Source organism: Chamaesiphon minutus PCC 6605 (genome assembly GCF_000317145.1).
Classification (GTDB): domain Bacteria; phylum Cyanobacteriota; class Cyanobacteriia; order Cyanobacteriales; family Chamaesiphonaceae; genus Chamaesiphon; species Chamaesiphon minutus.
This window is the reverse complement of record NC_020053.1, coordinates 413,552-437,830: the sequence shown is the minus strand read 5'-3', so window position 1 is coordinate 437,830 and position 24,279 is coordinate 413,552. Positions and strand designations below refer to the sequence as shown.

At 43.7% G+C, this 24,279-nt stretch carries 18 protein-coding genes and 1 pseudogene; 2 read left to right on the top strand and 17 right to left on the bottom strand.

Translation table 11 applies throughout. From position 1 onward, the window contains the following. Positions 1 to 42: 42 nt before the first annotated feature. The 12 genes from CHA6605_RS30905 to CHA6605_RS30850 form a co-directional block, all read right to left on the bottom strand. Positions 43 to 2,064 (bottom strand): type IV secretory system conjugative DNA transfer family protein, encoded by a 2,022-nt coding sequence (locus CHA6605_RS30905; protein ID WP_015329106.1) that lies wholly within the window; start codon positions 2,062 to 2,064, stop codon positions 43 to 45. Then, entirely contained in the window at positions 2,042 to 2,524 is a 483-nt protein-coding gene (locus tag CHA6605_RS30900) for a hypothetical protein (RefSeq protein ID WP_015329105.1), read from the bottom strand. Before CHA6605_RS30900 ends, CHA6605_RS30905 begins: the two co-directional genes overlap by 23 nt. A gap of 33 nt (positions 2,525 to 2,557) precedes the next feature. Next, positions 2,558 to 4,045, bottom strand: coding sequence for a hypothetical protein (locus CHA6605_RS30895; RefSeq protein ID WP_015329104.1), 1,488 nt, complete (start codon positions 4,043 to 4,045; stop codon positions 2,558 to 2,560). A 368-nt stretch (positions 4,046 to 4,413) separates the two neighbouring features. Beyond that, entirely contained in the window at positions 4,414 to 5,610 is a 1,197-nt protein-coding gene (locus CHA6605_RS30890) for an ISL3 family transposase (protein ID WP_015158531.1), read from the bottom strand. Positions 5,611 to 6,115: 505 nt separating this feature from the next. Further along, positions 6,116 to 6,655 (bottom strand): hypothetical protein, encoded by a 540-nt coding sequence (locus tag CHA6605_RS30885; protein WP_015329102.1) that lies wholly within the window; start codon positions 6,653 to 6,655, stop codon positions 6,116 to 6,118. Then, a complete protein-coding gene (locus CHA6605_RS30880) occupies positions 6,642 to 8,798 on the bottom strand; it encodes a hypothetical protein (RefSeq protein WP_015329101.1) in 2,157 nt (718 codons plus the stop codon). Before CHA6605_RS30880 ends, CHA6605_RS30885 begins: the two co-directional genes overlap by 14 nt. Positions 8,799 to 8,831: 33 nt before the next feature. Next, complete coding sequence (locus tag CHA6605_RS30875; RefSeq protein WP_015329100.1) at positions 8,832 to 9,677, bottom strand: hypothetical protein; 846 nt, start codon at positions 9,675 to 9,677, stop codon at positions 8,832 to 8,834. 48 nt (positions 9,678 to 9,725) lie between these two features. Then, on the bottom strand, positions 9,726 to 10,829 hold the full coding sequence (locus CHA6605_RS30870; protein WP_015329099.1) for a hypothetical protein: 1,104 nt from the start codon (positions 10,827 to 10,829) through the stop codon (positions 9,726 to 9,728). A gap of 99 nt (positions 10,830 to 10,928) precedes the next feature. Next, positions 10,929 to 11,906 carry a hypothetical protein gene (locus CHA6605_RS35325; RefSeq protein ID WP_015329098.1) on the bottom strand — a complete coding sequence of 326 codons (978 nt, stop codon included), beginning with the start codon at positions 11,904 to 11,906 and terminating at the stop codon, positions 10,929 to 10,931. Between the two features lie 10 nt (positions 11,907 to 11,916). Next, on the bottom strand, positions 11,917 to 14,706 hold the full coding sequence (locus CHA6605_RS30860; protein ID WP_041550382.1) for a hypothetical protein: 2,790 nt from the start codon (positions 14,704 to 14,706) through the stop codon (positions 11,917 to 11,919). A 71-nt stretch (positions 14,707 to 14,777) separates the two neighbouring features. Next, the gene (locus CHA6605_RS30855; protein ID WP_015329096.1) at positions 14,778 to 15,104 is read right to left on the bottom strand and encodes a VirB3 family type IV secretion system protein; all 327 of its coding nucleotides are present in this window, start codon (positions 15,102 to 15,104) and stop codon (positions 14,778 to 14,780) included. A 44-nt stretch (positions 15,105 to 15,148) separates the two neighbouring features. After that, positions 15,149 to 15,574 (bottom strand): hypothetical protein, encoded by a 426-nt coding sequence (locus CHA6605_RS30850; protein ID WP_015329095.1) that lies wholly within the window; start codon positions 15,572 to 15,574, stop codon positions 15,149 to 15,151. 278 nt (positions 15,575 to 15,852) lie between these two features. Here CHA6605_RS30850 and CHA6605_RS37460 point away from each other — a divergent pair, with 278 nt between their 5' ends. Beyond that, positions 15,853 to 16,230, top strand: coding sequence for a transposase (locus tag CHA6605_RS37460; RefSeq protein ID WP_041550378.1), 378 nt, complete (start codon positions 15,853 to 15,855; stop codon positions 16,228 to 16,230). Between the two features lie 252 nt (positions 16,231 to 16,482). On the opposite strand, the gene CHA6605_RS30840 is transcribed toward CHA6605_RS37460, so the two are convergent. The 5 genes and pseudogenes from CHA6605_RS30840 to CHA6605_RS37455 all read right to left on the bottom strand — a co-directional run. Beyond that, positions 16,483 to 16,779 (bottom strand): hypothetical protein, encoded by a 297-nt coding sequence (locus tag CHA6605_RS30840; protein ID WP_015329093.1) that lies wholly within the window; start codon positions 16,777 to 16,779, stop codon positions 16,483 to 16,485. A 516-nt stretch (positions 16,780 to 17,295) separates the two neighbouring features. Then, complete coding sequence (locus CHA6605_RS32305) at positions 17,296 to 17,979, bottom strand: hypothetical protein (protein ID WP_198288611.1); 684 nt, start codon at positions 17,977 to 17,979, stop codon at positions 17,296 to 17,298. Positions 17,980 to 18,054: 75 nt separating this feature from the next. Then, positions 18,055 to 21,927: a plasmid replication protein, CyRepA1 family gene (locus CHA6605_RS30830; protein ID WP_015329091.1), complete on the bottom strand. Its 3,873-nt coding sequence runs from the start codon at positions 21,925 to 21,927 to the stop codon at positions 18,055 to 18,057. Positions 21,928 to 22,339: 412 nt separating this feature from the next. Continuing rightward, positions 22,340 to 22,759: a hypothetical protein gene (locus CHA6605_RS30825; RefSeq protein ID WP_015329090.1), complete on the bottom strand. Its 420-nt coding sequence runs from the start codon at positions 22,757 to 22,759 to the stop codon at positions 22,340 to 22,342. A 282-nt stretch (positions 22,760 to 23,041) separates the two neighbouring features. Continuing rightward, positions 23,042 to 23,182, bottom strand: a pseudogene (locus tag CHA6605_RS37455) (IS4 family transposase); the annotation flags it as partial. Positions 23,183 to 23,404: 222 nt separating this feature from the next. Between CHA6605_RS37455 and CHA6605_RS30815 the strand changes: the two are divergent. Beyond that, positions 23,405 to 24,238 (top strand): ParA family protein, encoded by an 834-nt coding sequence (locus CHA6605_RS30815; RefSeq protein ID WP_015329089.1) that lies wholly within the window; start codon positions 23,405 to 23,407, stop codon positions 24,236 to 24,238. Positions 24,239 to 24,279: the final 41 nt, after the last annotated feature.

Here is a 24,279-nt window from a genome sequence, read left to right as displayed (position 1 = left end):
ACAGCCGCAAGCCTAATCCCCGCCAACCCCTAACGATAATATCTAGAGATTCACGCCCGTAGCGGCGGGGATGGGCGGCGGCGGTTGCTCGTCCCGATCTCTTGTATATTCTAGCAATTTAATAACATCTTGATAACTTAATGGAGATTTAATGTCACCATTGACTATTAAATCGTCAGGGACATAATATTTTTTTTGAGGCTCGATCGTGTAGTTAGATAGATCGAATTTAGCTGCTTGACACAAATTTAAAATATTGAATCCAATCACATGTAAAGGATTGAGAATTACTTTTGAATTGCTCGCAGTTTCAGGTTCAGACCTCAGTGTCAATAGTCGTTCTAAGATCTCTGTGTAACGATGCAGCTCTTGACTAAAATAAGTTTGAGGAGAATTATTGTTGTGAGCGCAAATGATTTCTCTAACAGCATTGTAATCCTCGATCGAACGTTCTTTGAAAGCTTTACTTTGCTTTGGATCGTAACTAAACTGATGGACGAAAGGAATACTAACGTTATCTTTATCTCCCGTTCCTGGAGACTGAATGATACATTTACCTTTAGGAAATTGACCGATAATATGGGCTTCAATCAATGGCTTTTTATGTAGCTGGTCGTTCTCCGAACGGCTGTTACCACTATTTTTACCAAAGTTATAAGACTTAGAGTTTGATTTTAATTGGAGTTCTTCTTCTCCGAATGCTTTCGAGAGAGCTTGTTCGGTATCGGGATCGCCAGGGTTAAACCATGCTTTGGTATTACAGTTAGTTAGAAAGCCTTTAGCTCGATCTTTGCCATAGATGGCATCTAATTGACTGAGATATTGCGTACCGATGATGATTGAAGATCCGTTGTACCGATCGACAGCCAACCATTTTAGAACGATGGGTAAATTGAGTAAATGAAACTCGTCGAGACTGACCACCATTGCTTCTTGCCTCCCAGCTCTGAGGTTATAAGCAACGACTTGGTGAATTGCCATCGCAATTAATGGCACGGTACTAGCTACATTGTCGGGATCGAGCATGAACACGACCATTTGCTTGCCATCGACCTTGAGCGGATCTTGAGGGTCGAAGCCTGGAAATGTGGTTTTACCGCAAAACGTCTGGAGATAATTCGGTATTACCAGCGGAGCCAGCATTTTAATCGCAGTTGCCAAAATACTACCTTCGGGACTATTTTGACTTGCTTTTTTGCTCGTCGCTGTCAGGATTCCAAATTCAGAATATATCCAGGGATCGATGGTGTCGCGACAGGCTTGCAATCGCTTGGATAAATCGGGCAATTTGAGAATCTGGTTCACCATCAGAATATTGGCAAGCAGCGGATCTCCTTCGGTTTTGGCGACCCATTTAGCTAGTAAGAAAGCACCAGATAAAACCGAAGATCCCGCAGGATCGAAGAATGAGTCCTTCTTAGCATCCTTTTCGCTGGTATTGTCAATTAGTACTGCTACTCGCTCCCGTGCCCCAGCAACATCTCGCTCGTCTTTAATCGAGTCAAAAGTATTAAAAGTGTTGGAAATCGGGTCGCCTGGAGCTAAAACTCTCACCTCATATCCATGTCTGAGTGCGAGCGGAATTAACGTCTCAGATTGACCGCCACGACCCTTGCCATCGAATAACGCGATCGACATTCCCTGAGCGATCGCCGAATGTAGGCAAGGATTGATGATATTGTCAGTCTTGCCACAACCAGTAGCACCGCAGACTAGCATCCCCCGATTGATTTCGGGAAACATGATACTCGCGCCGGACTTTCGCCCCAGAATGCGGTCTGGGCGGCTTACAGGGACACCGATCGGTTCGGTGATATAGTAGGCGGCATTATCGAATTTACGCCTGCGGATCGCGCTTTTAGCCAGCTTGCGGCACTTTTGAATCTCGCTTGGAGTAGCCCACCTTGCGGTAGCCGTTTTTCCTTGTTTCTTTTGTCTGCTCTGAATGATGCTGAGGATGACGAACAGAACCCCTAGCCCTAAAACAGTCATCAGAGAGGAATCTAACTTCGGTACCTTTGGAAACGGACTGGGAATCTGGCTAACTACGCTTGCATATTTCATAATTATCGATCGCGCTATCTACTGGTTGTCGGACGTTGAAGCAACCATCTTTTTTAATAGCTGCAAAAGGGAATGATTTATCTGGTAAATCGATTAACTGTAGGGAATTGGCATATTTATCGCGCTCGTCTACTACGACATGCAAGCAACCTGCTTTACCACAAGTCTGCGGAAAATTAAACCGATAAATCGTAAATGTGGTGCCGCCACTTTCAATCTGTGCTGCCAGAATCTTTTTAGCGACTTGTGATGCCGCAAAATCTTTAGAAGTGTAGACGCTGCGCTCGACTATTCTCTCTACTTCTTGAGTTGAAGAAATATCTGTAGCAATCGAATATTTAGTGGGAGTATTAATTCTACTTCCAATCCAATTTGCTACTGGAATTGCGATGGAAACCCCACTTATTGCCAGTAAAGCTGCCAATGTAAATGTTGGTGTCAATCTTTTTAAACTTTTCATCGGATAAGTGGGATACAGAGTATTTCGATTTACTTATAACGATCGTCGAGTTTGGGAGATATGCTGACGATCGAATGCAATAAGTGTGCTGCCTACAGTTAATTTAGCTGACGATCCCCCATCGGAATAAATATTTAAAGTCGGACTATATGAGTTCTTCGTTGCACTCCCAAATAAGGCTACTTTGTCAATCCCAATAGCAGATGGAATGGTGGGAGCAGATGAAGTGTTTGGGGATGGTGAAACTGAAGCTATTGAAGGAGTCGAAGGGATTGATGGAGGCGTTGGTACCGTTGGCAATGGTAATAATTTATTGGCAACGGGTTTAACTCTCATTGGCAATAACAAATTGGCTTGCTTCTCGTTAGCTGGCAACGGCAACGGCAATGGGAAAAAATAGGGAGTAGCCTGGAATCCAAGAAATGGCAGAGTGAAACAATAGCGAAAATTGAGGGTTTGTTGGATCGTCCCACCCTGGATATTGGGAGATCTGGCAGACCATTTCGAGCCGCAGCCGTCAAAACCGATGTATGGCACTTCAAACCCCGAATCCTCCCGAACCCCAGCCGCAGTAAGCAAATCGCCGAGCAATCCATAACCACCTTTAAGCTGCAAGCCAATTGGCGAAATCGTCCCGTTGTAAGGGCTTAGATTGCTATCGGAGGCTACGGCACTGAGCAATTCGACTGCATCGCAGTTTTTACAGGGAGCATTCGGCTCTTTATTACTTCCGGCAGCAACTTTATCGCCATTAGCAACGCTTAATTCTCTCTGTCCCGAATGGAGCAGATCGAATTTTAGCAGCGTCAATCCTGCTGGGATGGCGTCGATTTTTATAAAATTGTCCCAGGATAATTTAGAAACACCAGGTAAATCCGCAACATAAACCGTCTCACTTAAATTGTTGAGATCTAGCGGTGGTTTGCCGATGCCAGGATAATCGCCGTATAAGGTGGTGGTAATGCCAGGAAGGTTTGATGTTAGGGTATTGGATAGAACTTCAGTAGGGAGAGGGATTTGCCCCAGTGGGCTATTGGCAATATCAGCGATCGATTTAGATGGATCGGCTGCGCCCCAGCTTGGAAAAACGTCTCCTACTTTTAAGTTTGCAAGCTGGGGATTTGCCGCGACGACAGAAGCAAAGGGCAATTTGCCGAGGAAAGGCATGGCAGTTAGTTTAGCGTTGGCAAAGGCATTGGGATCGCCTCCCGAATCTGTAGTTGCCGACTGGGGAGAGTACTTACTCGCCCCCATCATCGACACCATTGCCCCTGGAACCGCTTTAGCAAGTGGCGTCCCCACAGTGTATGAAAAACTAGGAATTTGCGGGATGCGGGGATCGGCAACATAAACTGCGGATGTAGTCGTTGGCGGACTATTGGCAAATGTCGCTTGAGATAGTGCTGTTTTGACTCCAGCTAGTTGTTCGCTACTCAATTGAGAATCTGTTCCTTCGGCGCGAACGGGAAGTGTGAAACCGCTCGCGATCGTAATAGCTATAAAAAGATTGCGTAAATTCATGCTACATTACCTCATTAAAAATAGGAAACAATTCACGCTACATTAATTCGTTAAAAATAGGAAATACAGCCTCTTTTAGAAATAGATAAACACTCAAGCCGCCTGTGAAAATGTTGTAAAAAGACATCAAAATCATCGAGTAGATCGCCGTTCTCATTGCAACCTTGAAGAACGTGAGACGATTTTTATAAAACCATTGCCCGATAGATTCCGATCTGTAGTGTCTAAAAGTCTGACTTCTCATTTATTTAGTTGTTTGTTGATTATTGGGAGTAAAGTAACGCGCCATACCATACATTCCAGAGACAGCACTAATTAAAGCACCTGTGCATACTAAAATTAGGTTCTCCAGTACCTAATGTGCTAAATCAATAATTGAATCTCCAAGTTAGCAAGCATCTGTTTCGGAAGTTGTTGAAATTAGTGAAGCCATAAGCAGTACGCTTGATGAGCTTAATCTTATTATTAATTCCCTCAACTACACCACTAGTAGTTCGCTCATCAAAGTAAGCAACTATCTCTGTTAACCATCGCGAGATTGTGCCACAACTATTTGGCAAATGCTGCTTGGCTCTTACCAGCCAATGTCTAATTTTCAATAGTCCTCTCATCCACGATGTTGTTTTTTCCATTATCTCTCTCCATTTTTCTTTGAGTAGATGTGCTGCCCTAATGTTGGCAAATTCTTCTCTAACCTGCTTGAGCTTCTCTTGTTCTTTCTCCTCTCTTAACTCTTTTTCATTTTTTAGCAGCGCATATTTACTCGATTTTATTACTGCCAATTGCCGAGTGTATTCATTCTTTTGCTCTAATGTCTTTGCGGATTTAAGTTTAGCCTCTATCGCTCTTTTTTCTTGTTTTCTCAGCTTATCTAACTCACTATTTATTTGCGCTGTTACATGAAATCTGTCTGCTACTACTTGAGCATTAGGCATCACTTCTATCGCTAAGCTTTTATACCCTTTCCATAAGTCTATGCTGACTTCTTCGATCCTTTCCAGTACCTCTGTCCCCCATCCTTTCAGGATTTTCTCTATTTCTTCACTCTTTCTGCTTTCGATTATTGCTAATAATTTTCCTCGCTCTATATCTACTAATACTGCACAATATTTTCCTTGTCCTTTTACCATTGCTATTTCATCTATTCCCAGTTTTCTTAAATCCGTTGGCTTTTCTCCGTTTAGCTCTGCTGCTGCGTCTTCAATTATTCTCTCTATTTCTGCTGTCGTCATTACTCCTGTTCTAGCTACGCTCTGAATATCTCCTTCTAGTGCTTCTGCTAGGATTTTTTTAGCTAGTCTTGAAGTATATGTTCTTCTGCCTTTAACAAATTCTAGTTGTTCGCTAAATGGTTTTTGACATTTTTTACATTTAAATTGTCTTCTGTTTATTTCTAGGTGAACTTGCTGCTCTCCCCACGGCAAATCTTTTACTATGTATCTATTATTCTGATGTAAGCTACTACTCTTCGTTCCGCATCTATGGCATTTGCTTTCTTTCTTTATTGCTTCTACCTGTAAGATGATGCCTATTCCTTCATATTGTCGCTGCGACTCTACTCGCATTCCTTCTATTCCTAATAGCTCCGTTAGTAGCTTGAGTTCCTTTTTTGTTGCCACTTGCCCTGCCCGCCGCTCTTCTTACTATTTCTTCCTCTCTTCATTATCTTGCTTTTCCTCTCCTCGTCAGCAGTTTTGACATATTTATTTTATTTTCTTTCTCTTGTACTGCCTCGATTCTCATTTAATTAGCACATTAGGTACTGGAGAACCTAAAATTACAATGGCTCTAAGAGCGTAAATTTGAAACACTTGCCAATTTCGCTGATTCATATTTATTTGATTTGTCATCGCTTTTTTGGAATGTAGTTGCGTCTCAAATTAGCTAATTTAATGTACAATTCAAAAGATATTCCTAAAACAACTAAAAAGACAATTATTGCCTGAATGTAAACTGCCATCTGCTGTAAAACATGCTGATTCATATCTCTTAAAAGCCCCTGCTTAAGATCGATACTCGACCGCCTCGGCGCGCTTCGCGATCGCGTCGAAGGACGATCGCTTTACCTAATTAGCGGCGAGTTGTTGAGTTGTTTATGTAAAATGAATTTGAGTTTGCCGTCTCTTTTCGATTGGAAGTTGGATAAACAGGCCGATCGTTATAAAATTGCGGCGGTCGATAATTGGGTTGACTGAGAATCGCAACGGGTGAAAATGTCATCACGCTATCGTCAACCTGTTTGACCTTAACTACATTCACTGTCAAAATACGCTTTCTACCTGCCCGATCGTTGAGGATTACTTTGAGCGAACCATTAGGGTAACGACCCCCAGGACGGGCACTAATATTTAAAAGTGAAGCATTGACACATTTATTGTTTGTGCAACCATCGGTAGTAATTACAAATGAATCTCGGAAGCGTTCGGGATTGTCAAAAAATATTCGTTCGATCCGGCGATCGGTTGCCGACCAATCGAGTAATTGCCCTGTATTCTCGGATACATTGGCAATTACTAGATCTCTTTGTAATGACACCGTACTAGCCTTAACAGCAGCGGTAGGAAGTAAAAGTGAAACTAATACCAAAACTGGCATTTTACTTAATAACATAATTGCCTTGGGAAGTCTGTACGGTTATCGGTTGAGTTGGAGCAGCCGGATAATTAGGATTGATAGTAGGAGGTTGAGGGGTAAAGGATTGAACTGGGGTTCCTGGTGGCTGAGTAGGAACGGTTGTATAATCGGGATTTATAGCTTGAGGCTGGATAGATGGCTGAGTTGGGGTTCCTAGCGGCTGAGTAGGAACGGTTGTGTTGTTGGGATCGATTGCTGGAGATCGATCGAGCGGCTGATTTGAAGTTACTTGAGGTCGAGCAGGGGCAGTCGTGTAGTTAGATTCGATCGCTGGAGGCTGGATCGACGACTGGGTTGGAGTTCTTACATACTGGGGCGATGGGCTGGGTTTTTGGAGTGGAGAAACGTAGAAAGGATTGGGTGCAACAACATTCGCTCCACCAGAATTAGTGACCGACTGAATCACTTCTGGATCTGTTGGTGTTTCTACAATTAATGAAGTAGCTGAGTTATCCAATCGAGCAACCTTTGGCTCTGGAGTGGGTTGGTAATTTTGGGTCAAACTTAGCGTTTGAGGAGGGTTACTATTGTCCATAGGAAGTTGAAACGTTGCAGCTTGGGCGACATACACGCGCATTGGGGTTCCAGGAAGTAAGTAGCCGACTTTACTCATCTTGTCCACTCGGCTCGCCATAGTGTTGGCACGGCTGATTTGAGTTTGAGCGAGCGGACTAAAAGCACCTTTAACTAAAGCACCGAGAATGTTAGGGCTGGCATTACTTTGAGTGGCGATCGTCGTACCCAGTCCGACAGTGACAGTACTGCTATTGCCACTGTTGACCAAGACGTTACCAAGTTCAGCCGCACCACCGAAGATTGCAGCGCGGGTATCGGCTGCGGCAAGCTGCGAACCGTTAACTTCTTTGATTTGGGCGAATAGAGGTTGGTTGTCGTTACCAGTGATACTAAATGCTCCTGGCGGGATGGCAATTTCAGTATTGCCATAGGTAACTTTTTTCGATACTGCTTGAATCATGCCGTTATCGGCAATTTGTAGCTCGAATTCGATCGCGGTGCCAACTGGTAGATGCCAGCCACTACCGACCTCGACCGCTTTGTCGATCGTCACTGTTGCTGAAGCCTTGGCGTTTTGAGACATCCCGCCCCCATCAGAAATTAATGTGTAAAAAGGTGTGACCAGCTTTCCAGAGACTACTTGACCGACTGGCAAGCGGAGAACGGGTGACATGGCACTGTTTCCAGTAAGCGCGAAGGAGCGATCTGTTGGCTTGATGCTGGAGTCAGCACCAGAAGTACCGCCATAATTAGCTAAGCTTGATGCTTGCTCCCAGTCGAGTCTGGGTTGTGGAGCAACTGTAGGCTGACTAATTTTTGGTATTTGAGCTGCGGCGATCTGATTTCGTTGGACGACTCTTGCAGGTTGTGGTGAAAAAGTTCTTGCTATGTTGCCATTTCGCTGGCTTCGGAGCGAAGCTTGACTTTTTTCGCTAGCTGGCTGGGGTCGAGCTGCTATAGGCTGTGATGCCTCTCGTTGGCGAGATTGGCGCAAAGAGGCTAACTGGGCTGCTTCCTGTTGTTTTTGCTGTTGCAAAGAGGCTAACTGGGCTGCTTCCTGTTGTTTTTGCTGTTGTAAAGAGGCTAACTGTGCCCTGTCGCTGTCTGAAGGCTGCATCTTTTCGATCGGTTTGGTGGCATTAGCAGTAGCAACTGGAGTTGTTAATGCAGAGGAGCTGGGGGTTGGGGTTGGACTTGGCGATGAAGCTTTTGCTTGCTGTGCTGCGAGTCTTGCTGCTTCTGATTTTTGCTGTTCCATCACCAGCTTAGTTTTTAAGTCCGCAACTTCTTTTTGCTGTTCTGGAGTCGATGCAGTAGCTTGTTCGCTCGATAGAGAATCCGGTTTTTTGGCAACTTGCGGAGTTGTCGCGCTGCCTAAACCCCACAATAGCAGCATAGTTCCAATGCCTAGAGTGCTAAATAGTGCCAATCCAATTAATAGGATCTGGAGCTTTGGATTTCTTTCTGGTGCCTGTGAATCTTCTTGTAACTCAGCGGCACTAGCGGGTTTAGTTTGCGATTCTGGTGATACATCGCCAGATTTTGGCAATTGTATTCCCATATTTTTAGACACTTCTTCGAGGGTTAACTTTTGCTGTGACATTTAACTATTCCTTGATGTTGTAGAGTAAATAACTTACTTGATGTTTGTAATCGAGATAACTTCTAAGCCTTCGGCGCGAGCTATTTGAGCGGCTTTGGCAATGCCGATATCTTTATATTTGCTAGTGACCTCTGATAAAAGTGGTGGTACCACGGCTCTGACAATCATCTCGACGTTAATGTTGAGTTTTCTCGGTTGCTCATTGTTGTTGTTGACAATTAATTGAGTACCAGCAACTTTAATCTTCCATTTACCAGAGCCTAAAGATTCTGGCTCGCCAATTTGCTCGACGATGTATGCAGTTTGCATCGCGCTATTGCCATTCCCTTGCACGATCGATTGCAGCTCGCTTAATGCTTTGCGATAACTGTTCGCAAATTCTGGCTCTAAGGCCAGAGTATAGCGATATGCAGTAGTCGGAATTTTTCTGCCGCCTTCAACAGCAATACCAGGATCGGGAATATTGCCTTGTTCCGGTAAGGTATTTCGCCAGGTATAAATACCGCTCATTGTTTTTTGAGCGAAGAATTTTATTAAAGTCGGCGAGCGATCGTTTCCCGTAAAGAATTCGAGTGTTTCTGTTTCACCATTACCACGAGTAATGAATGTCGGCATCGATCGTGAGATGGCGGCAAATAACATGCCGATAATAACTATTCCAAACAGAGCATTGCCAACGAGTAGCCCAAAGGTGGCAATCTTCCAGCCAGTAATAATATTTTTTGAGCTAATTGTTGCCGAACTATCTACAAGATATTCTTCTTGTCGTTCGCGTAGCGTCCGCTGCGCGGAATCGGCAATTTCCCGATCGATAACTATTGCTGATGACGGCTCATCGCTAGGCGGAATAAAGTTTGAAATTTGTCTGACTTTCATCATGTTTAATAGTAAAGCGAGCTAATGGCAGATGATATGATTTTTAATGAATTACTTGGCAGAAGGTTTCATCAGTCCGGTTAATTCAGTTGAAACCTGAGCCATTAGTGCTATAAGACCTTCTCCGCCACCTTTGGCAATTATTCCAGCAATTATTGGCGCACCGAGGGCATAACTTAACTCCATGCCCCAGACTGGCGTACCACCAACTAAGTTTGCGTTCATAAACGAAACACAACCACTTAGAATCGTCAATGAAAACTTGAATATGCCCAATCCCCATAATGAAGCAAACCAAATCTCGAATGGCTTGGTATTTATAAATGAGAATGCAAGTGAAATCGGTAAAGCAAGAATGGATAAAATAAAACTTTCGTCGGTTGATTGATTGATTACGTAAGACCAAGCATCTAGGATAGACCCGAAAAGATTATTACGTATCCATTTATCAGGGTCGTTTACAAAAGTAACAAACTGATTCCAGGCACTATTGTAATCATAGCCATCAACGATCGCATTTAGTTTGGCTTCGGTATTAGCTAATTCTTTGACAATTTCTGGGTTATTTATCGATAGTTTAGCCTGTACGACCATTGTCTTAACATCTTTACCACACTGGACGTATGCTGGATTTGGAATAACATTTCCAGGCTTGGCGGGGTCGGGATCGGCGATCGTCTTCGGTAGTTTGATACAAGTTTGGATTTGATTGCTGATGGCTTTAATTTTTTGATTGTCAATTTTAAGATTTGCAAGATCGGCATTGACATTTCCAAGCAGTTTTAGGTTGTCCGCTATGGCACTATCTATCCCTTTAATCATGGCGTAGTTCCCAATAGCAAAAACACGCGCTGGGTAAGCATTGTTGATGAATATAAATGTTATGAACAACAGCATTAAAATCCTGAGCAAGTGATTTTTAAGATTATCAAGAGATAGATCTGGCAAAATCGGTATCAGCCAAAACAAAACGCCAATTCCAGCAATAAGTTTGCATGGCTCTACTATTGCAGCCCAAAAGGTATCGGTCATCGCTGAAGCATCCCCAGTGATGAACATTGCGATGATTTTGTTTAAAGCTGCTTGATATTGATCGGCAATTACGGCGGGATCTGTTGATGCTAAAATTGTAATGTTAGGAAAATCGACAAGCATAATAACTGTGGCCTCTAAACTAAAATCTTGTTCATCTATTTAAGATATCTAGATGAAAAAAATATCTTAAATAGATTGCGATTGGATTAAATAGATAAACTAGAGGGGACAAGTGTTCATTCTGTAGCACCAAGGAGCGCGAGCTTTTAACTGGCTAGCTTCTAGATATTTAATCTGGAGATCGTCGAGATCTGCCTCCACTCGTTTTTGCTCGTCCTCAGCCATACTCCGCTGTTGTACCAGAGCGTTTTGCTTGGCTTGGTTTTCGCCTTGAGATAAAAGACCAAGACCGATAGTATTTGCATTGGTACCTACGATCAGATTTTGGGAGAGCATATTATTCATTGCGCCCATGCGATTGAAACTGCTACCTGCTTGGGCACTGATGTTAGCTTGGGCGGCACCAGTCGCCAATGCAGAATTACTAGCATCACCAGTCGCACTCATAATCGAAGAAACTGCTTTGTTGGTGCTTTGGCGATTGGCTTCGGCAACACTAGATCCAGACTTAGCTTTAGCTAAATCCAATTGAGCGATGACAGCTTTAGTATCGAAACCTTTGCCGTTAATCATGTTAGAAGCCTGATAAGCAACCATTTTGCCTGTCGGATCGTCGGTTTTGACGCTGCCATCGGGATTCAATGCTTGGATTTGACCCGCTGCATCTAGTCCCCAGGCACCAAAGTTAATCCCAATTCCAGTACCCCCATTCATCCCCCCGGCAACTTGTCCGATTTGTGCTGGGGTAGGTGCCTGTCCCGCCAGGACGCTTTGAGCGATCGGTGCATATTGCGATGCAGTTGTCAGAGCTGAAGCAATATTCGGATCTAATCCTGGAAAGGCAGAGATAATGCCGCTAAAGACATTAGTAAGATTGCCAGGATTGGAGAGGATCGATTGAATGCCTTGGGGATTGAATGTTGGCGGTATGGCAGGATCTACAATCATGTTGCCAGGAGCGATTGAATCTGGAAGCGTCATTTGTGGCTGTAACTGTGCAGCATTGGCTCCAGAAATCGCGACGATCGACAAGATAATATTCCCTGCGATCGCGAGTAATAATGAATGTTTCGTCAAAATCTACCTCTTAATGGGTAAGGGTTAATTGTTCGAGCCGACCGTTTTGCTCTGCCATGCGCGCTCTACGCTCTTGCTGCTCGTCGATATTATTGGCTGTCAGAGCCACCAACGAAGGCGGGAGATATACTCGCGCGGCAGTAAACCGATCGTCTATTTTGAGCAACCACTGGCTAGAGCAAGTGGCTTTGTCTGGCTCAAAATCTTTTCTGGCATTATTTAATGCCAATGCTTCAGGGACTCCTAGCAATTCGGGATCGCAATACTCGGACAGACTATCGCCAATTCTGCCGATGAGGTGGTATGAAAGTGCGTCCTTAATTTTCTTGCCACCCGCACTGTTAAACACGCTGCTCGGCTCTTGTGCGGCAATCATCAAGCGCATTCCCGCTTTGAGTCCGTTGGCTGCAACCCGCCCAACGCACAGTGAGAGCGGAGCTAAATCGAAGGTAATCGAGGCTTCGTCGATAAATAGTAACGAACCCTTCTTTTTCGCCGAACCGATGGCTCGCCGCATTGCCGCTGCGTACATAATTGTGCCGAATACAGCAGCATCATCGTTGTTGCTGACTCCCCGCATGGCGATCGTCATTAACGGACTGTCGAGTTTGACGGTACTGGGAGAATTTATAGTCTTACCGTAGGAGCCATCGATCCACCGTTGGATCTGCTGCTGGATCGTGCTTAGAGTATCGAGGTCGCTAGGAGTTGCATCTTTGAGATCGATGCGCTCGATCGTGCAAAACTTTTTGAAGTCAGACAGTACCGGATAATCTTGCCAAGCTCTAGAGCCAATGCCTCCATTAATGGCGCGTTCGTAACGAATCAAAATCCGCTCGTCTTTGAAGAAGTTTTTGAGCGCGGTTGTCAACATCGAAATCACTTTAGTGCTGCTTATTCCTGGAAGTTCGCCCTTCCAGCCCAAAACCATTGAAGTCAGAATTTGGAGGATAAAATCTTCGTTCTGTCTTTTCATATCCTGACGGGCATCGGGGTCGATATCTTCATCTAGGAGGGGAGTTTCAAAGAAGTTAAGGGAATCGTTGAACACATCGACGTAAGCCCCGTCCATGTGTTTGGTAAATGCTTCAAACGAACTCGCTTCTTTGGTTGGCGGCTGATCGAGAATTGTTACTGGAATTTCTTGACTCAGTGATTTGTGAATGTTAAATGCTGCAAATAGAGTTTTACCAGTTCGCGTTTTACCCCAAATGGCGGAATGTCCCATGTGGGTGAAGGGATCGAAATAGACGGGCGAACCACCCTTATTCGCAATAAATTCGATGCCAGATTTATGAGCATTAACTGTCGTTACCAATGGAAAGTAAGCAGCCACGATTTCAGGGCGTTCGCGATCGCGCCTGTCGCGGACATCAACTAACATCGATTTGGCATAAAATGGTAGCGATGATACCCACAGCGAATCAGAGGTATCTACTTCCAATAGCAGGATTGCTGGCGATCGAAAATGCGAGCTAAAGTCACGAGCGGCAAAGTGCATTTGCTCTAAAGTTTCTCTGTAGACAAACATACAGAGCGAAAATTCAACACTCGTATCGCCACTAATTAGCATCCGCTCTGTTTCCAGGGCTTCTTTCATTTCCTCGTCTGCCAAAACGTCAACAACTTTTCCCTTTTCCTCTATGTCTTTCTTGCGGTAATGATTCTGGCGGATGAGTTGCTGGTTGTTGTAGCGAACGCCGAACTCTTCGGGACGCGATAGCTCTAGCACGATTCGATAATCATAAGCCGAGCTGACTGCCATTAAATTCGATAGATAATGCAGTTGAACTTCTTGGTACGACTCATTACCCACTTCTTCAAAAACTTTGGGTTGAAGTTTCAGCAGCAGACTACCGACATATCGCCGATCGACTTTGATGTGGTCGCGGTTAGAAGAGGGAACCGCAGATGGGTAACGCATCATCACCGTAGTTGGATGCAGTCGCACCCGCACTTTTTCCCCAACAGTCCCGTTTTGGAGATTAAATTCGATAATTTGTGGTGCTGGCTCTGGTTCGAGTCCTTCCGCCCGATCGTTAAACCGATTTAGCTCTTTCCAGCAATGCTGCCATACTTCTTCACCAGATAAAGGAGTGGCTTTGAGCTGAAGTTTATCTCTAAATAGATTAGACCATTCTAAAAAGCCCTGCTCGTAAGCATTGAGAAGAATCGCATCGATTACTTGCTGGCGAACTTCTTCGATTGCGCCTGACAACCTGTGATACCAAAGAGAGCCGAATTTGATAACTTTCTCAATTAGCTTTTGCTCTCGCGCTCCCAAGTCAGGTGTAAAAGTGCCCATCAAGAACACTTTGTGAGGGCGACGTTGACCGCTAGTATCGAGATTTTGCAAAATTACCATTTCCTCAGCGATTAACTGCTGAGATTGGGGCGATGCCGTTTCAAATTGGGCGATTAATTCATTGAGCCGATCGCTCCGATCGCAGAATGATTGAAATTCAACGCGCAATTTCTCACCGATGGGTAATTGATGTCCCAGAGCTGAAATCGAGTTGAGGATAGATGTAGCTGCTACTTCGCCAAAGTCATCGTGAATGCCTGGGCATTCCCAAATAAATCGCAATTTATATTCTGGATAGTCTACTTTATCGCTGACATTCATCAACAAAGCACCAACTTGAATCCCATTTGGCAGGGTATAGTTGATGATACTTTGCAAATGTGTAGAAGTTTCCAGAGGGTAAAGCAGCTTCTTCTTTTTGCCAAAACCTTTATGCTTGATTTTTCTGAGTTCTCGCTTTGGTTTTGAGGATTTGTTTCTTTCCTTATTTTTCATAAACGATCCGTAAAATAAAGGATTTAAACCAAGTAAATAACCTGCTGGAGCGGCTACGAACACTGTACCAGCTAGTCTTTTTTAATGCGACGGGTTATGAATTGAGGGGTCGAATCTGGAAACGGCGATCGATAGTCCAAACACCCTCTGGTATAATTTTTCGGATCTCTATTTCTAGCTAATACGTCTGCCATTCCGTCTTTTAAGGAAAGTAAGGCCGTGAAAAATAAAGTTACAAAAATAGCTATAACGATATTGCCAGGAATCTTTAAGTATCCTAAAAATAGACAGAAAACCACGATTAAAGCCAAAACGATCGCCACATCGCGAGGAATGCCCATCATCTTCGCTCTGCGTCTTAAGGCTCTATTTACCTCGATTCGCGTTTTTCTTTCCATATCATTAGGTCAACACCGTTACAGCTATTAGATAGTCGATTGAATTAAGCACCAGTGAACATAAAGGTGACAATTCTGTCTGTCGCGATGACAAGAATTATGAGGACGATAATATTTAATAAAGGCTTAACTATCCCCGAAAAGTTTTCTCGATCGTATTCCTGATAGCCCAAATAAGCTTGCCAGATGACAATACCGCCGACCATCATCAGTACAGCCCAAGGAATCAGGTTCGCAATGGCAGTAAACAGAAGTGTAAACAGCGGCCCTGCGACTGGGAATCCAGCCATGATCGTTGTGATTTTAGTAGTCGAATAGGTTACAAAAGCATCGTAAATTGGTGCGGCATCAGCTTTAGGGGCTAAATTCCATCCCCAAGCGATCGAAGTGAAAAATGAAATTAAGACATAGCGAATTTGTTTCCAGGAAATCTTTTTCCGAGATTTGTTGAGTGAATTGATGTAGCTCATAATGACACACTTCGATTTTAAGAATATAAACTGTGACTCGAACGATTTAGGTAAATACCGATTCAAACAATCAAATAGCTGAAATTCATAAAATATCCGATCGCTAATTCCTCTCTCGAACTCATGTCAGATCGAGCTTGAGTTGACATCCAATCACTAAATATTTAACGTAGGTAGTAGTCGATGGACATTAATGATTTAATAGTTCGTACTTTACATTTAAAAAATAGTGAAGTCAATTGTTGACGAGCGCGTTACACAACTTAAATTTTCAATTAATGAGGGACAAGAATATGCGATCTTTTTCTCCAGACTTAATATCAAAAATTGTTAGTGCCTATAACGAGCCTGGAAGCACGATTCGCTCTGTGGCTAAAAGAATTGGGGTGTCTAAGAATATCGTGCAAAAGTATGTCACGAGGGAGCGGGAAGGCTTGACGAATGGAACAGAGTCAAGGCAGTCAAGTAAGAGCATCTTAAAATCTCATACAGTACTGCTGCGAAAAATGTTTCAGGAACAGCCAAACGAAACTCTGGCGCGATACTGTGAGATTTTAGAAGAAAAAACTGGGCTGGAAGTAAGTATCCCTACGATGTGCAGGGCTGCAAGCGAGCTAAAGTCACGGAAAAGCCGCTCTAAGAAATTGAAGATTTAAGAAGCTGCTTGAAATTTGTCCCAAGGATCATGAAAAATATTCAATCTGACAGACACAATGAAAAAAATAATTACGTCATTTAGCGTAATTATTTATCGATCTTCTTTAGTTCCAAGTAATTACTTGGAACTAAAATAATATTCTTGGATCTTATGGAATTGATGCTGAAAAACTATGGATATCATAAAGCTGACTTTTAACTTAAGCAGAGGATATATAGGCGATCGTTAAAATCTAGTTAGTTCCAAGTAATTACTTGGAACTTTGTAAATAGTTCAAGATTGCCTCTAGCTGAATATTATTTGTAATAAAATTTTGAATCGCTTTTACTTGTTCCGCTCTAACGGAAACGGTAGAAGATTTAAAACTACCATCTGTTTGTTTGAGCTTGAAACTTAGATGCCAAAACCAATGAAGAATATTATTTCGATCGCGCTCTCCTATAACTATTGGATATTCTTGAATCTTGCCATTTTTCAATTTCTTTTTCTTGGTGCGCTGGCAGAGGGTACCGCTACACCCAGGGGTATGATTTGCTCGCAGCTTCATCTACAATAGTCAATGAAATATTTTAGATTTGGGTAGTAACTAACTTAGTTGCTACTCTTTTATTATATCAGAGTATAGATATTTGCTGGTGATTTACTATACACTGTTAGCTCTCAAATACTGAAGACAATAGAAAAGTTCGCTAACGATTAAGTAATTTTTAAAACTACCAAGCTTTAAAATGTTTTAGTACAAGTGTTAGTTTGAAGATGATACTTATCTGTATGTTGTCGATCGATTCTCGATCGAATGTAGAAAATTAACTGCCGATCGCGTGACTTAATCGCCGTAAGCTATTAAAGCTCTTAACATTGATTTAGAAGATTCATATTTTTCTTAGTAAATCGATAAGAATTAATTTTGTTGGCTTAAAGCCCTTAACTATAGATTGAAATTTATAGATCGACATTGAGCGCAAACCTACTCTGGGCAACGCTTAAAAATTTCCGGACAGGTCTAATATATAGAAAATAACGACGACGATCCTAGTAGCTAATTTTTTAGCCAAGTAGATTCCTAGCTCTTGATTACTAATTCCTCTTCTTCTTTCTTCGGTGGTAAGGATTCCATTTCATAAATCTTGACACCTGCCTCCATCAATTCCGCTTCTTGCTCATTTGTCCCAAATCTCCCAGAGATTACACCTACCCAGTGTTTAAATTCTTTGGCATCAGCTTCAGCTTTACGCCAAGTTTTCGCATTCAGAAAAGCTGAGAAGACTATCCCATCTTCTTCGCGGGTTAATTGAACCTTAACTTTTTTATCCGGCATTGGTTTGGCTTTAGGCAGTCCCGCAAATCTAATCTTGGTATCGACTTTTAATACTTTTGGTTCGAGCGCATTCGGATTTGGTAACTCAACTGGCTCGATCTCTTCCTTTGACTGTTTAACTTCCGTCTCCAGAATCTTGACACCCGCTTCTGAGAGTCTCCAACCATGCTCATTTTTGCTGAGATCTTCAGACGTGATGATTCCAGACCAGTTTACAAATTCTGCCGCGCTAGCTTTAGCTCTGCGCCAGCTTCTCGTACTCATAATCACAGTGAAAATCGTGCCACCTGCTTGAGGTAACTGCACTTTAACCTTTTTGTTCGGGATTTCTCTAGCTGAGGGCAATCCCTCAAACCGGAGCGTGGTTTCAACTTTGATTACTTTTAATTTTTCCGCCATGCTTACATCCGCAACCCAACACAATTCCATATTAGATCGATTTTTGACCGCAATAAAGACACCCATCGACATTCGGCGGGTTTTTTGGTGCTAGTTGGAAAAAATTTACCTCGATCGGTTTAATCGATCGAATACCTGTGGATACTTACTCTCAACCATACTCATCGCAATTAGAGCAACTTCAGGATTAGTCACCGCTAAATACTCATTCAAACAACTTTCTAACTCCGGCATCTCCATCTGACCGATGTGCAAGAGCGTTTGTGCTACAGATCGGAGATTTTCTAAGCTAAATTCAGCCGATCCCGATCGACCTTCTGGCAAGTTAATTATTTCAATACTGGCAAAATCATCAATGTGGATCGCTGAAGATAACTCCTCTGGGATGAAGGTTTGTAAGTTTTGCCAGTCCTGTACTCGCCCCTGTCTATCGATCGCTAACTGCTCCAGTCGTTTTGTAATACATTCATAAATGTGTTTCACATGGACGGGTTGAGTACCAGGATAAATCTGACTATTTTTAATTCCTCCAGAGATCGGATCTTCAGTCGCCCCAAAACTGTATGTCCTAGTTACTACCTTCTTACCTTGAGGATCTAGAGTACGGTGACGATGCGTGACAACCGACAAACCTAAATAACGGGCACTCCCCGCAACCAGACGCATCCTGCCCCGCCCGTCGTGCATTCCCAATGCTTCCATCTCCATACCGAGCGTTTCCACCTCGATATCGTTCTTGTGGAGCTGCTTACCAGCAAGTTGAAGCACTTTTTGACTCAGCTCAGGAGTCAAAAGCTCATACTTAGGCGCACCTTTAAAAGCCAAGATCGAATCTGCCACCGCATCTAATTTGAACTGGTCATCTCCTAGTTTGACCAATTTAAATCCAAATATCTTGAGAATGCGCCGAAATAATTTAATCGATTCGGGAGGTTTCTCTGGATTGATATTGACTTTTAGGGATGACTGATAGCGTTTAGAGCTAATAACTCGCTCGATAATCGATCCAATCTGTTGCCCGCTAAAAATCGTCTCAATTAGTCCTGCAAGCCCTAATTCCCGTCCGACCTTCACCAATGCCAAAGAGGAGCGACTGAGCTGATCTGGGAGCCAGACAGAGCCAGTTTCAGCTACAGGTAGCCAAGCCGCTAAATGGTTTAGTTCGGCGCGTTCGGGATGGAGTAGGTAATGATAAGTTTCGAGCTGCTTGACTAATGCCGGATGATTGTATTTCAACATCTGGATCAGTTCCGCGCAATAACTCTCAGTCTCCATAATTCCTGGTAACTGCTGTTGAGTCAGATAGTATTTACTCGCTAAAACTCTGTCTAATTCATTCGCGCTGGGATTGTTTCTAATTGCCTCATATTCAAGCCTGGTAATATCCGGCGCATCATAAATCCGCCGCGACTGCACTACCCGCCGTTCGACTTCAACTCTACCCATCAAATCGTCGGTATCATCGCAACCATCGACATCTTCAGGATCGATCGATACCGTATAACCATCTGCCACCATTGCCTCGACGAACAGCTCGCGCAGGTGCTTCATCTCCTCGTTGAGATTAGCTTTGTATTGGTGAGCCAGTTTGAGCCAGAGATCTTCCTTCTGGGCATAGTTAGTGAGGATCTTCATCGCTTCATCTGCCGCCCCTTTATCCAGCAGCATAAAGACTAGATCCATGTCCTCATGCACCTGGCGATCGAATTCATCTTTTACCCACTTAGCGTAGGAGCTAGAGTTACCGTCTCCGATGCGCCCTTGCCTTTCACAGTAAATAACGCGGGGCGCACTAAAGTCCCGATATCTGCCCAGGAATTGTAAGCCAGATAGAATTCCTAGATTACCTAAGTGGAAATGGTAGTGAGTCCTAAAATAGCCAGCTAAATCGATACTGATGCCACTCTCAGCCGTAGGTGAGAGAATCACGATTTGGGGACGATGTTCCTCTAAATAAGCTTTAGGATTGCGAAAGAATAGCCCGACGGTATCATCTCGATCGGTCGTACCATCGATTCGACAGATGTTAGTATTGGGAATGCCGATGCGGATCAGGGATTTTTCTAGATTTTCGCAATGCTTTTGAGTAGTCGCGGTAATTAACAGATTCGCTCCAGCTAGAGCGTCGTCGAGAATGGCGCGGGTGAGGGTGGATTTTTGGTTGACCATCCGCACGTTCATCTGGTTGCGGTAGGTATTCTCCAGCTTGTGGACGAAATCGAATTGTCGTAACTTCCGCAAGAAATCCAGCTCGGTATCACTTAAATAAGCATCTAGAGCGACGACACCATGACTGTGTTTAATCAGCTCCTCGATATGCGCCAATCTCACCTGGCGCGAATCGGTACCATCTTTGCGTCGTCCGGCTGTCAATTTGCTCGTGAGCATATCGCTCAAGTCAGAGACGCATTCATCCAGAATGACGATCTTGTTCTCCATCTGAGCGGGATCGATCAGTCCGGCTGAATGGTGACAGATGGCTTTGTGATAGTCGGAGTCTAAAAAGACTTTATCCTCATCGCCAACGTGATAGAGGTCGGGAATGCGATCGCATGTCTGTCTGAGCAGATTATTCCGATACCCAATGAAAATCAATTCTAAGCCGCGTTCTCTCGCCCAAGCACCCAAAGCTTTGAGAACTTCGGTTTTACCCGTGCCTAGTGCAGATTTGATGCCAACGAGAGTGTTTTCTAGCCCTGTATTAGGTATCTCCCACTGAAGGAAGCGATTACACTGGGTTTGATTATTGCTGAAGTGTTTGGACTTTTGATATAGTTTCCGTGCTAGGGGAACAATCGGTGGGGGTGGTGGCGGTAACTTACCACCAGACAATTGTTCGAGTTCGTCTAAGTCAATTTTACGGGTGAGGCTTAAATCCTCCAACTCATCGATATCCTGTCCCGACCACATTAAGCGAGGTTTGTAGCCCCATTCCAGCAATTGATGGTAGAGATTTAGCCAACGGCGGATGACTTGAGGTTTGTAAATATCCTCACCATCAAGGTAGAGATCGATAACTGAAGCTCTCCACCTTAAGAGAGCATCTTTTAACTGTTCTGGAGCAGATAAGAATTGTCCTCCCGCCGCACCGATAACCTGTTGCCCCATTTCGATCGCAGCTAGGTTGGGTTTAGCTCCGGTTCCTTCTGCTAAACCGATCGATCTAATTACTGGGATAACTCCTAGCAGTTGAGGGTAGGAGAAGGTGAGGGGAATCTCACCATTGGGGAGGTTGGGTACAGGGCCATTTTCTCGGCTTTTTTCCCAGGTACTCGATAGCCAGCGATACCGAGATTTAGACTGTTCGCGATTCCGAATTTGGAAGGCGACGATTTCACCTGTGATGGTGTAGATGGGAATCAGAATCCCACCAATGTAGCCATTATTTAACCTGTTGCCCTGAATGTTGACACCAGGAAAGCGAGGATTGACGGCTTCTTTGAGTCTTTGGAATTTCTCAACGCTTTTGAAGCCGATTTCTCTAATTTGCTGGGCTGTGAAGCCGCGTCTAATTAAGTCCTTTCGATCGATCTCGTTTAAAGAAAGTTGTGCCAGAATCGCCCGCGCCGCAATGTCTCGCTCATCTGTGGGTAATGATTCCGCCCGCCGCTGATTTTCGGCTTCGAGTAATGCTTGTTGCTTGAGCCGTTGAGTTTTGACCCACTCTGCTCTTTCTGCTGGGGTCGCTTGACGATCTTCGCTGCGATGCTCATTCCAATCGACGAGGGGGATATATACGCCCCATTGTCCATCGCGGGTGTCGTTGAAATAATGATAGTCAGGGTTGCCATATCCACCCGCCCCAGTCATGCACAGGGTTTTGATGGTGGGGGTAATTTTACCGTTTTTGGCGGAAAGCTCGTATGGTTGCCATTTGCACTTTCCTGAAGAGCTAGCGCAGATTGGGCAGGTGTTACCTAAACCTCGATAGGCATTAAATTTGGAGCGGTTGACCAGATTGGCAATATATTTCTTCATTTTGACTCCTCGCGCTGGAGTCACTAATCGATCGTTCTGGCTACTATTCTCCTTCCTCTATCAAAACTAAACTCTGGTTGGGGGTTGTCATTATGCCCACTGTATAGGTTATAATAACAACACTTGATGTCCGGCGCGAACTCCAAGTATTTTTTCCGTTGTTTTTTAGTTTTGATAGAGTGAAGAAGGTTATTAGTAGCCAAAACGCTTAACTAGCAACCCCAAAATTCGGTGCTCCGAACCATTGACCTGCTTTTGCACTAGTGCGACAGCAGGTTTTTTGGTGCCATAAATTTAATATGTGTTGACATATTACTAAGATAATAAGCTTAATTGCGCTTTACCGATCGACTTTCGCCGATCGATAGGCAAAAAAATAATCGATTACCTTTGCTAAACTTGGCGAACTGGTTTACAGAGGATCGTTTGATTGGTTTAGAGTTAGTACTTGTGGCAGTAAAGATCGAGCCAATGTATTGAGCGTTTCGATCGCTTTCGAGTTTTGACGGAAGGTGGAAAGATATTCTAGCAGAGAGATCCACGATTCCAAACTAAACATTTCGCAAAAGTGGCAGTTGCCCAAACTTGGTATTTCTTTTGGCTGCGTGCTAGAAAATCCCTTGTTTTGCAGCCATTTACTAGCTTTTTGTTGATTGAGGATCGTCGTGTAACTTAGCTCGCATAGACCCACAGAAGCTAAAGCTTGAGGTTTGCGAACGTAGTAACTTTTTCCTAAATTGTATAAACAAACACCCTTTATGATTTCAATATTCATGGTGAAAAATATTGCCACTTGTTGGAACTTACGTGGTGCATGTATAAGATATACCATATTTTTAAAAAAATAAGTATTTATTCGTAATTCATTTTAGAAAATAATCTGTAATTAGAAGCTTTTCTACGTACCCGTAAAGAGTTTGAGCATATTGAATGTATTTAAGTTTCTAAGCATTAAGTCTTATTTACGACGTGTTACAAACGTCACACCTTTACATAAAAGCAAGTGTAGAGAAGATTCAACTCTAGTCTGAGCAACCGCTGACTTTTCACGTTAAGTGCCTCTCGCAAGCTGCCAGCCTTGGCACAGATCGTGTAACTTGAGCCAACTACGTTAGAAAACTGGGATATCAATCGGAGTATTGCGGCGATGTTCAAGATAACCACCCAGGGCAGCAACAGATTCCACCGCCCAAGCAACTGTGAGAGTAGATGGAAGTTGTTTGGATCTCCTAGCCTTTAAAACTTCGATCTGAACCTGTGAACAATTGACGAATTGGAAAATCTCGAACTGCTGCGTGAGATAATTATGTAGTTGGCATTGCCAGCATGAAACTGGCAACCAGTAAAGATCGCACTCAAAGCGGTAAATCCACCTCTGGTGAAAAATGTACTTTACCCCAACATTGGGGTAGCCACGATCGGGTAAGATAAATTCGACATGCCCCAACGTTGGGGTATCCCCCGATCGCTAAAAAATATGAAACAGGTAAGACTCTTAATTGCCAGCAATGCTGGTGGGTCTGGCAAAACAACCACTGCCCTCCACGTTGCCTACGAACTGGCACGAGCGGGTAAAAAAGTTACGGTCGTCGAACTCGACCACAACGGCTCGATTTCTGCTTTTACTGGATTGACAGACGATCTAAAACCCGACCAAACTCTGCACAAACTTTGGGATAATTTTGATGGCAACTACCCGCTCGAACCTTTTTGGTCGGAGTACGCACCCAATCTATTCGTTCTGCGCGGCGGTCGCTGGATCGAGAGAATCAGTCGGGAAATTTCAACCAGAGGAAGAGGCTTTTATTTCCTCGTAGATGCTCTCGAAGATCATCCGCTTGATGTCGATGTAATTATCTTTGATACTCCCGCCACTTTAGAGCCGATGGGCATTCCTGGCTACCTAGCCGCCACCCATATCCTCTGTCCGATCAAACCAGAAATTAAAGATGCAGAGATGGTCGCCCAACTAATCACCTGGACGACCGAGAAAAATCGAGAATTTAGACTCAAACAACCGCCACAAATTCTTGGCTTCGTGCCGACTAGAGTAGATTACTCCCAATCGGTTCATCGTGATATCCTCGGCGTAGATGAAAAAGGACAAGCTCTAGAACACCCGCCTGAAGATTGCTTACCTAAAATCTTCGAGGCAATCGATTTGACATTATTGCCTCCAGTCAAACAATCTGCTTACTATCTCTCTGCCTGTCGCCTCAAGCAACCCTTACCCACGTTAAACGCTCGAACGGCTAAGAACCAAGATTATCGTCCGATCGCCGACCTAATTGAATCTATTCTCAACTCGTAAATAATAACTATCCACTTCCCTATCCTCCGTTCGCCAAGAGT

Bases quoted from the DNA above. Each gene is read 5' to 3' on its own strand.
- CHA6605_RS30905 (WP_015329106.1), bottom strand. From the start codon at position 2,064: ATGAAATATGCAAGCGTAGTTAGCCAGATTCCCAGTCCGTTTCCAAAG.
- CHA6605_RS30900 (WP_015329105.1), bottom strand. From the start codon at position 2,524: ATGAAAAGTTTAAAAAGATTGACACCAACATTTACATTGGCAGCTTTA.
- CHA6605_RS30895 (WP_015329104.1), bottom strand. From the start codon at position 4,045: ATGAATTTACGCAATCTTTTTATAGCTATTACGATCGCGAGCGGTTTC.
- CHA6605_RS30890 (WP_015158531.1), bottom strand. From the start codon at position 5,610: ATGCGAGTAGAGTCGCAGCGACAATATGAAGGAATAGGCATCATCTTA.
- CHA6605_RS30885 (WP_015329102.1), bottom strand. From the start codon at position 6,655: ATGTTATTAAGTAAAATGCCAGTTTTGGTATTAGTTTCACTTTTACTT.
- CHA6605_RS30880 (WP_015329101.1), bottom strand. From the start codon at position 8,798: ATGTCACAGCAAAAGTTAACCCTCGAAGAAGTGTCTAAAAATATGGGA.
- CHA6605_RS30875 (WP_015329100.1), bottom strand. From the start codon at position 9,677: ATGATGAAAGTCAGACAAATTTCAAACTTTATTCCGCCTAGCGATGAG.
- CHA6605_RS30870 (WP_015329099.1), bottom strand. From the start codon at position 10,829: ATGCTTGTCGATTTTCCTAACATTACAATTTTAGCATCAACAGATCCC.
- CHA6605_RS30860 (WP_041550382.1), bottom strand. From the start codon at position 14,706: ATGAAAAATAAGGAAAGAAACAAATCCTCAAAACCAAAGCGAGAACTC.
- CHA6605_RS30855 (WP_015329096.1), bottom strand. From the start codon at position 15,104: ATGGAAAGAAAAACGCGAATCGAGGTAAATAGAGCCTTAAGACGCAGA.
- CHA6605_RS30850 (WP_015329095.1), bottom strand. From the start codon at position 15,574: ATGAGCTACATCAATTCACTCAACAAATCTCGGAAAAAGATTTCCTGG.
- CHA6605_RS37460 (WP_041550378.1), top strand. From the start codon at position 15,853: ATGAGGGACAAGAATATGCGATCTTTTTCTCCAGACTTAATATCAAAA.
- CHA6605_RS30840 (WP_015329093.1), bottom strand. From the start codon at position 16,779: ATGAAGCTGCGAGCAAATCATACCCCTGGGTGTAGCGGTACCCTCTGC.
- CHA6605_RS32305 (WP_198288611.1), bottom strand. From the start codon at position 17,979: ATGGAATTGTGTTGGGTTGCGGATGTAAGCATGGCGGAAAAATTAAAA.
- CHA6605_RS30830 (WP_015329091.1), bottom strand. From the start codon at position 21,927: ATGAAGAAATATATTGCCAATCTGGTCAACCGCTCCAAATTTAATGCC.
- CHA6605_RS30825 (WP_015329090.1), bottom strand. From the start codon at position 22,759: ATGGTATATCTTATACATGCACCACGTAAGTTCCAACAAGTGGCAATA.
- CHA6605_RS30815 (WP_015329089.1), top strand. From the start codon at position 23,405: ATGAAACAGGTAAGACTCTTAATTGCCAGCAATGCTGGTGGGTCTGGC.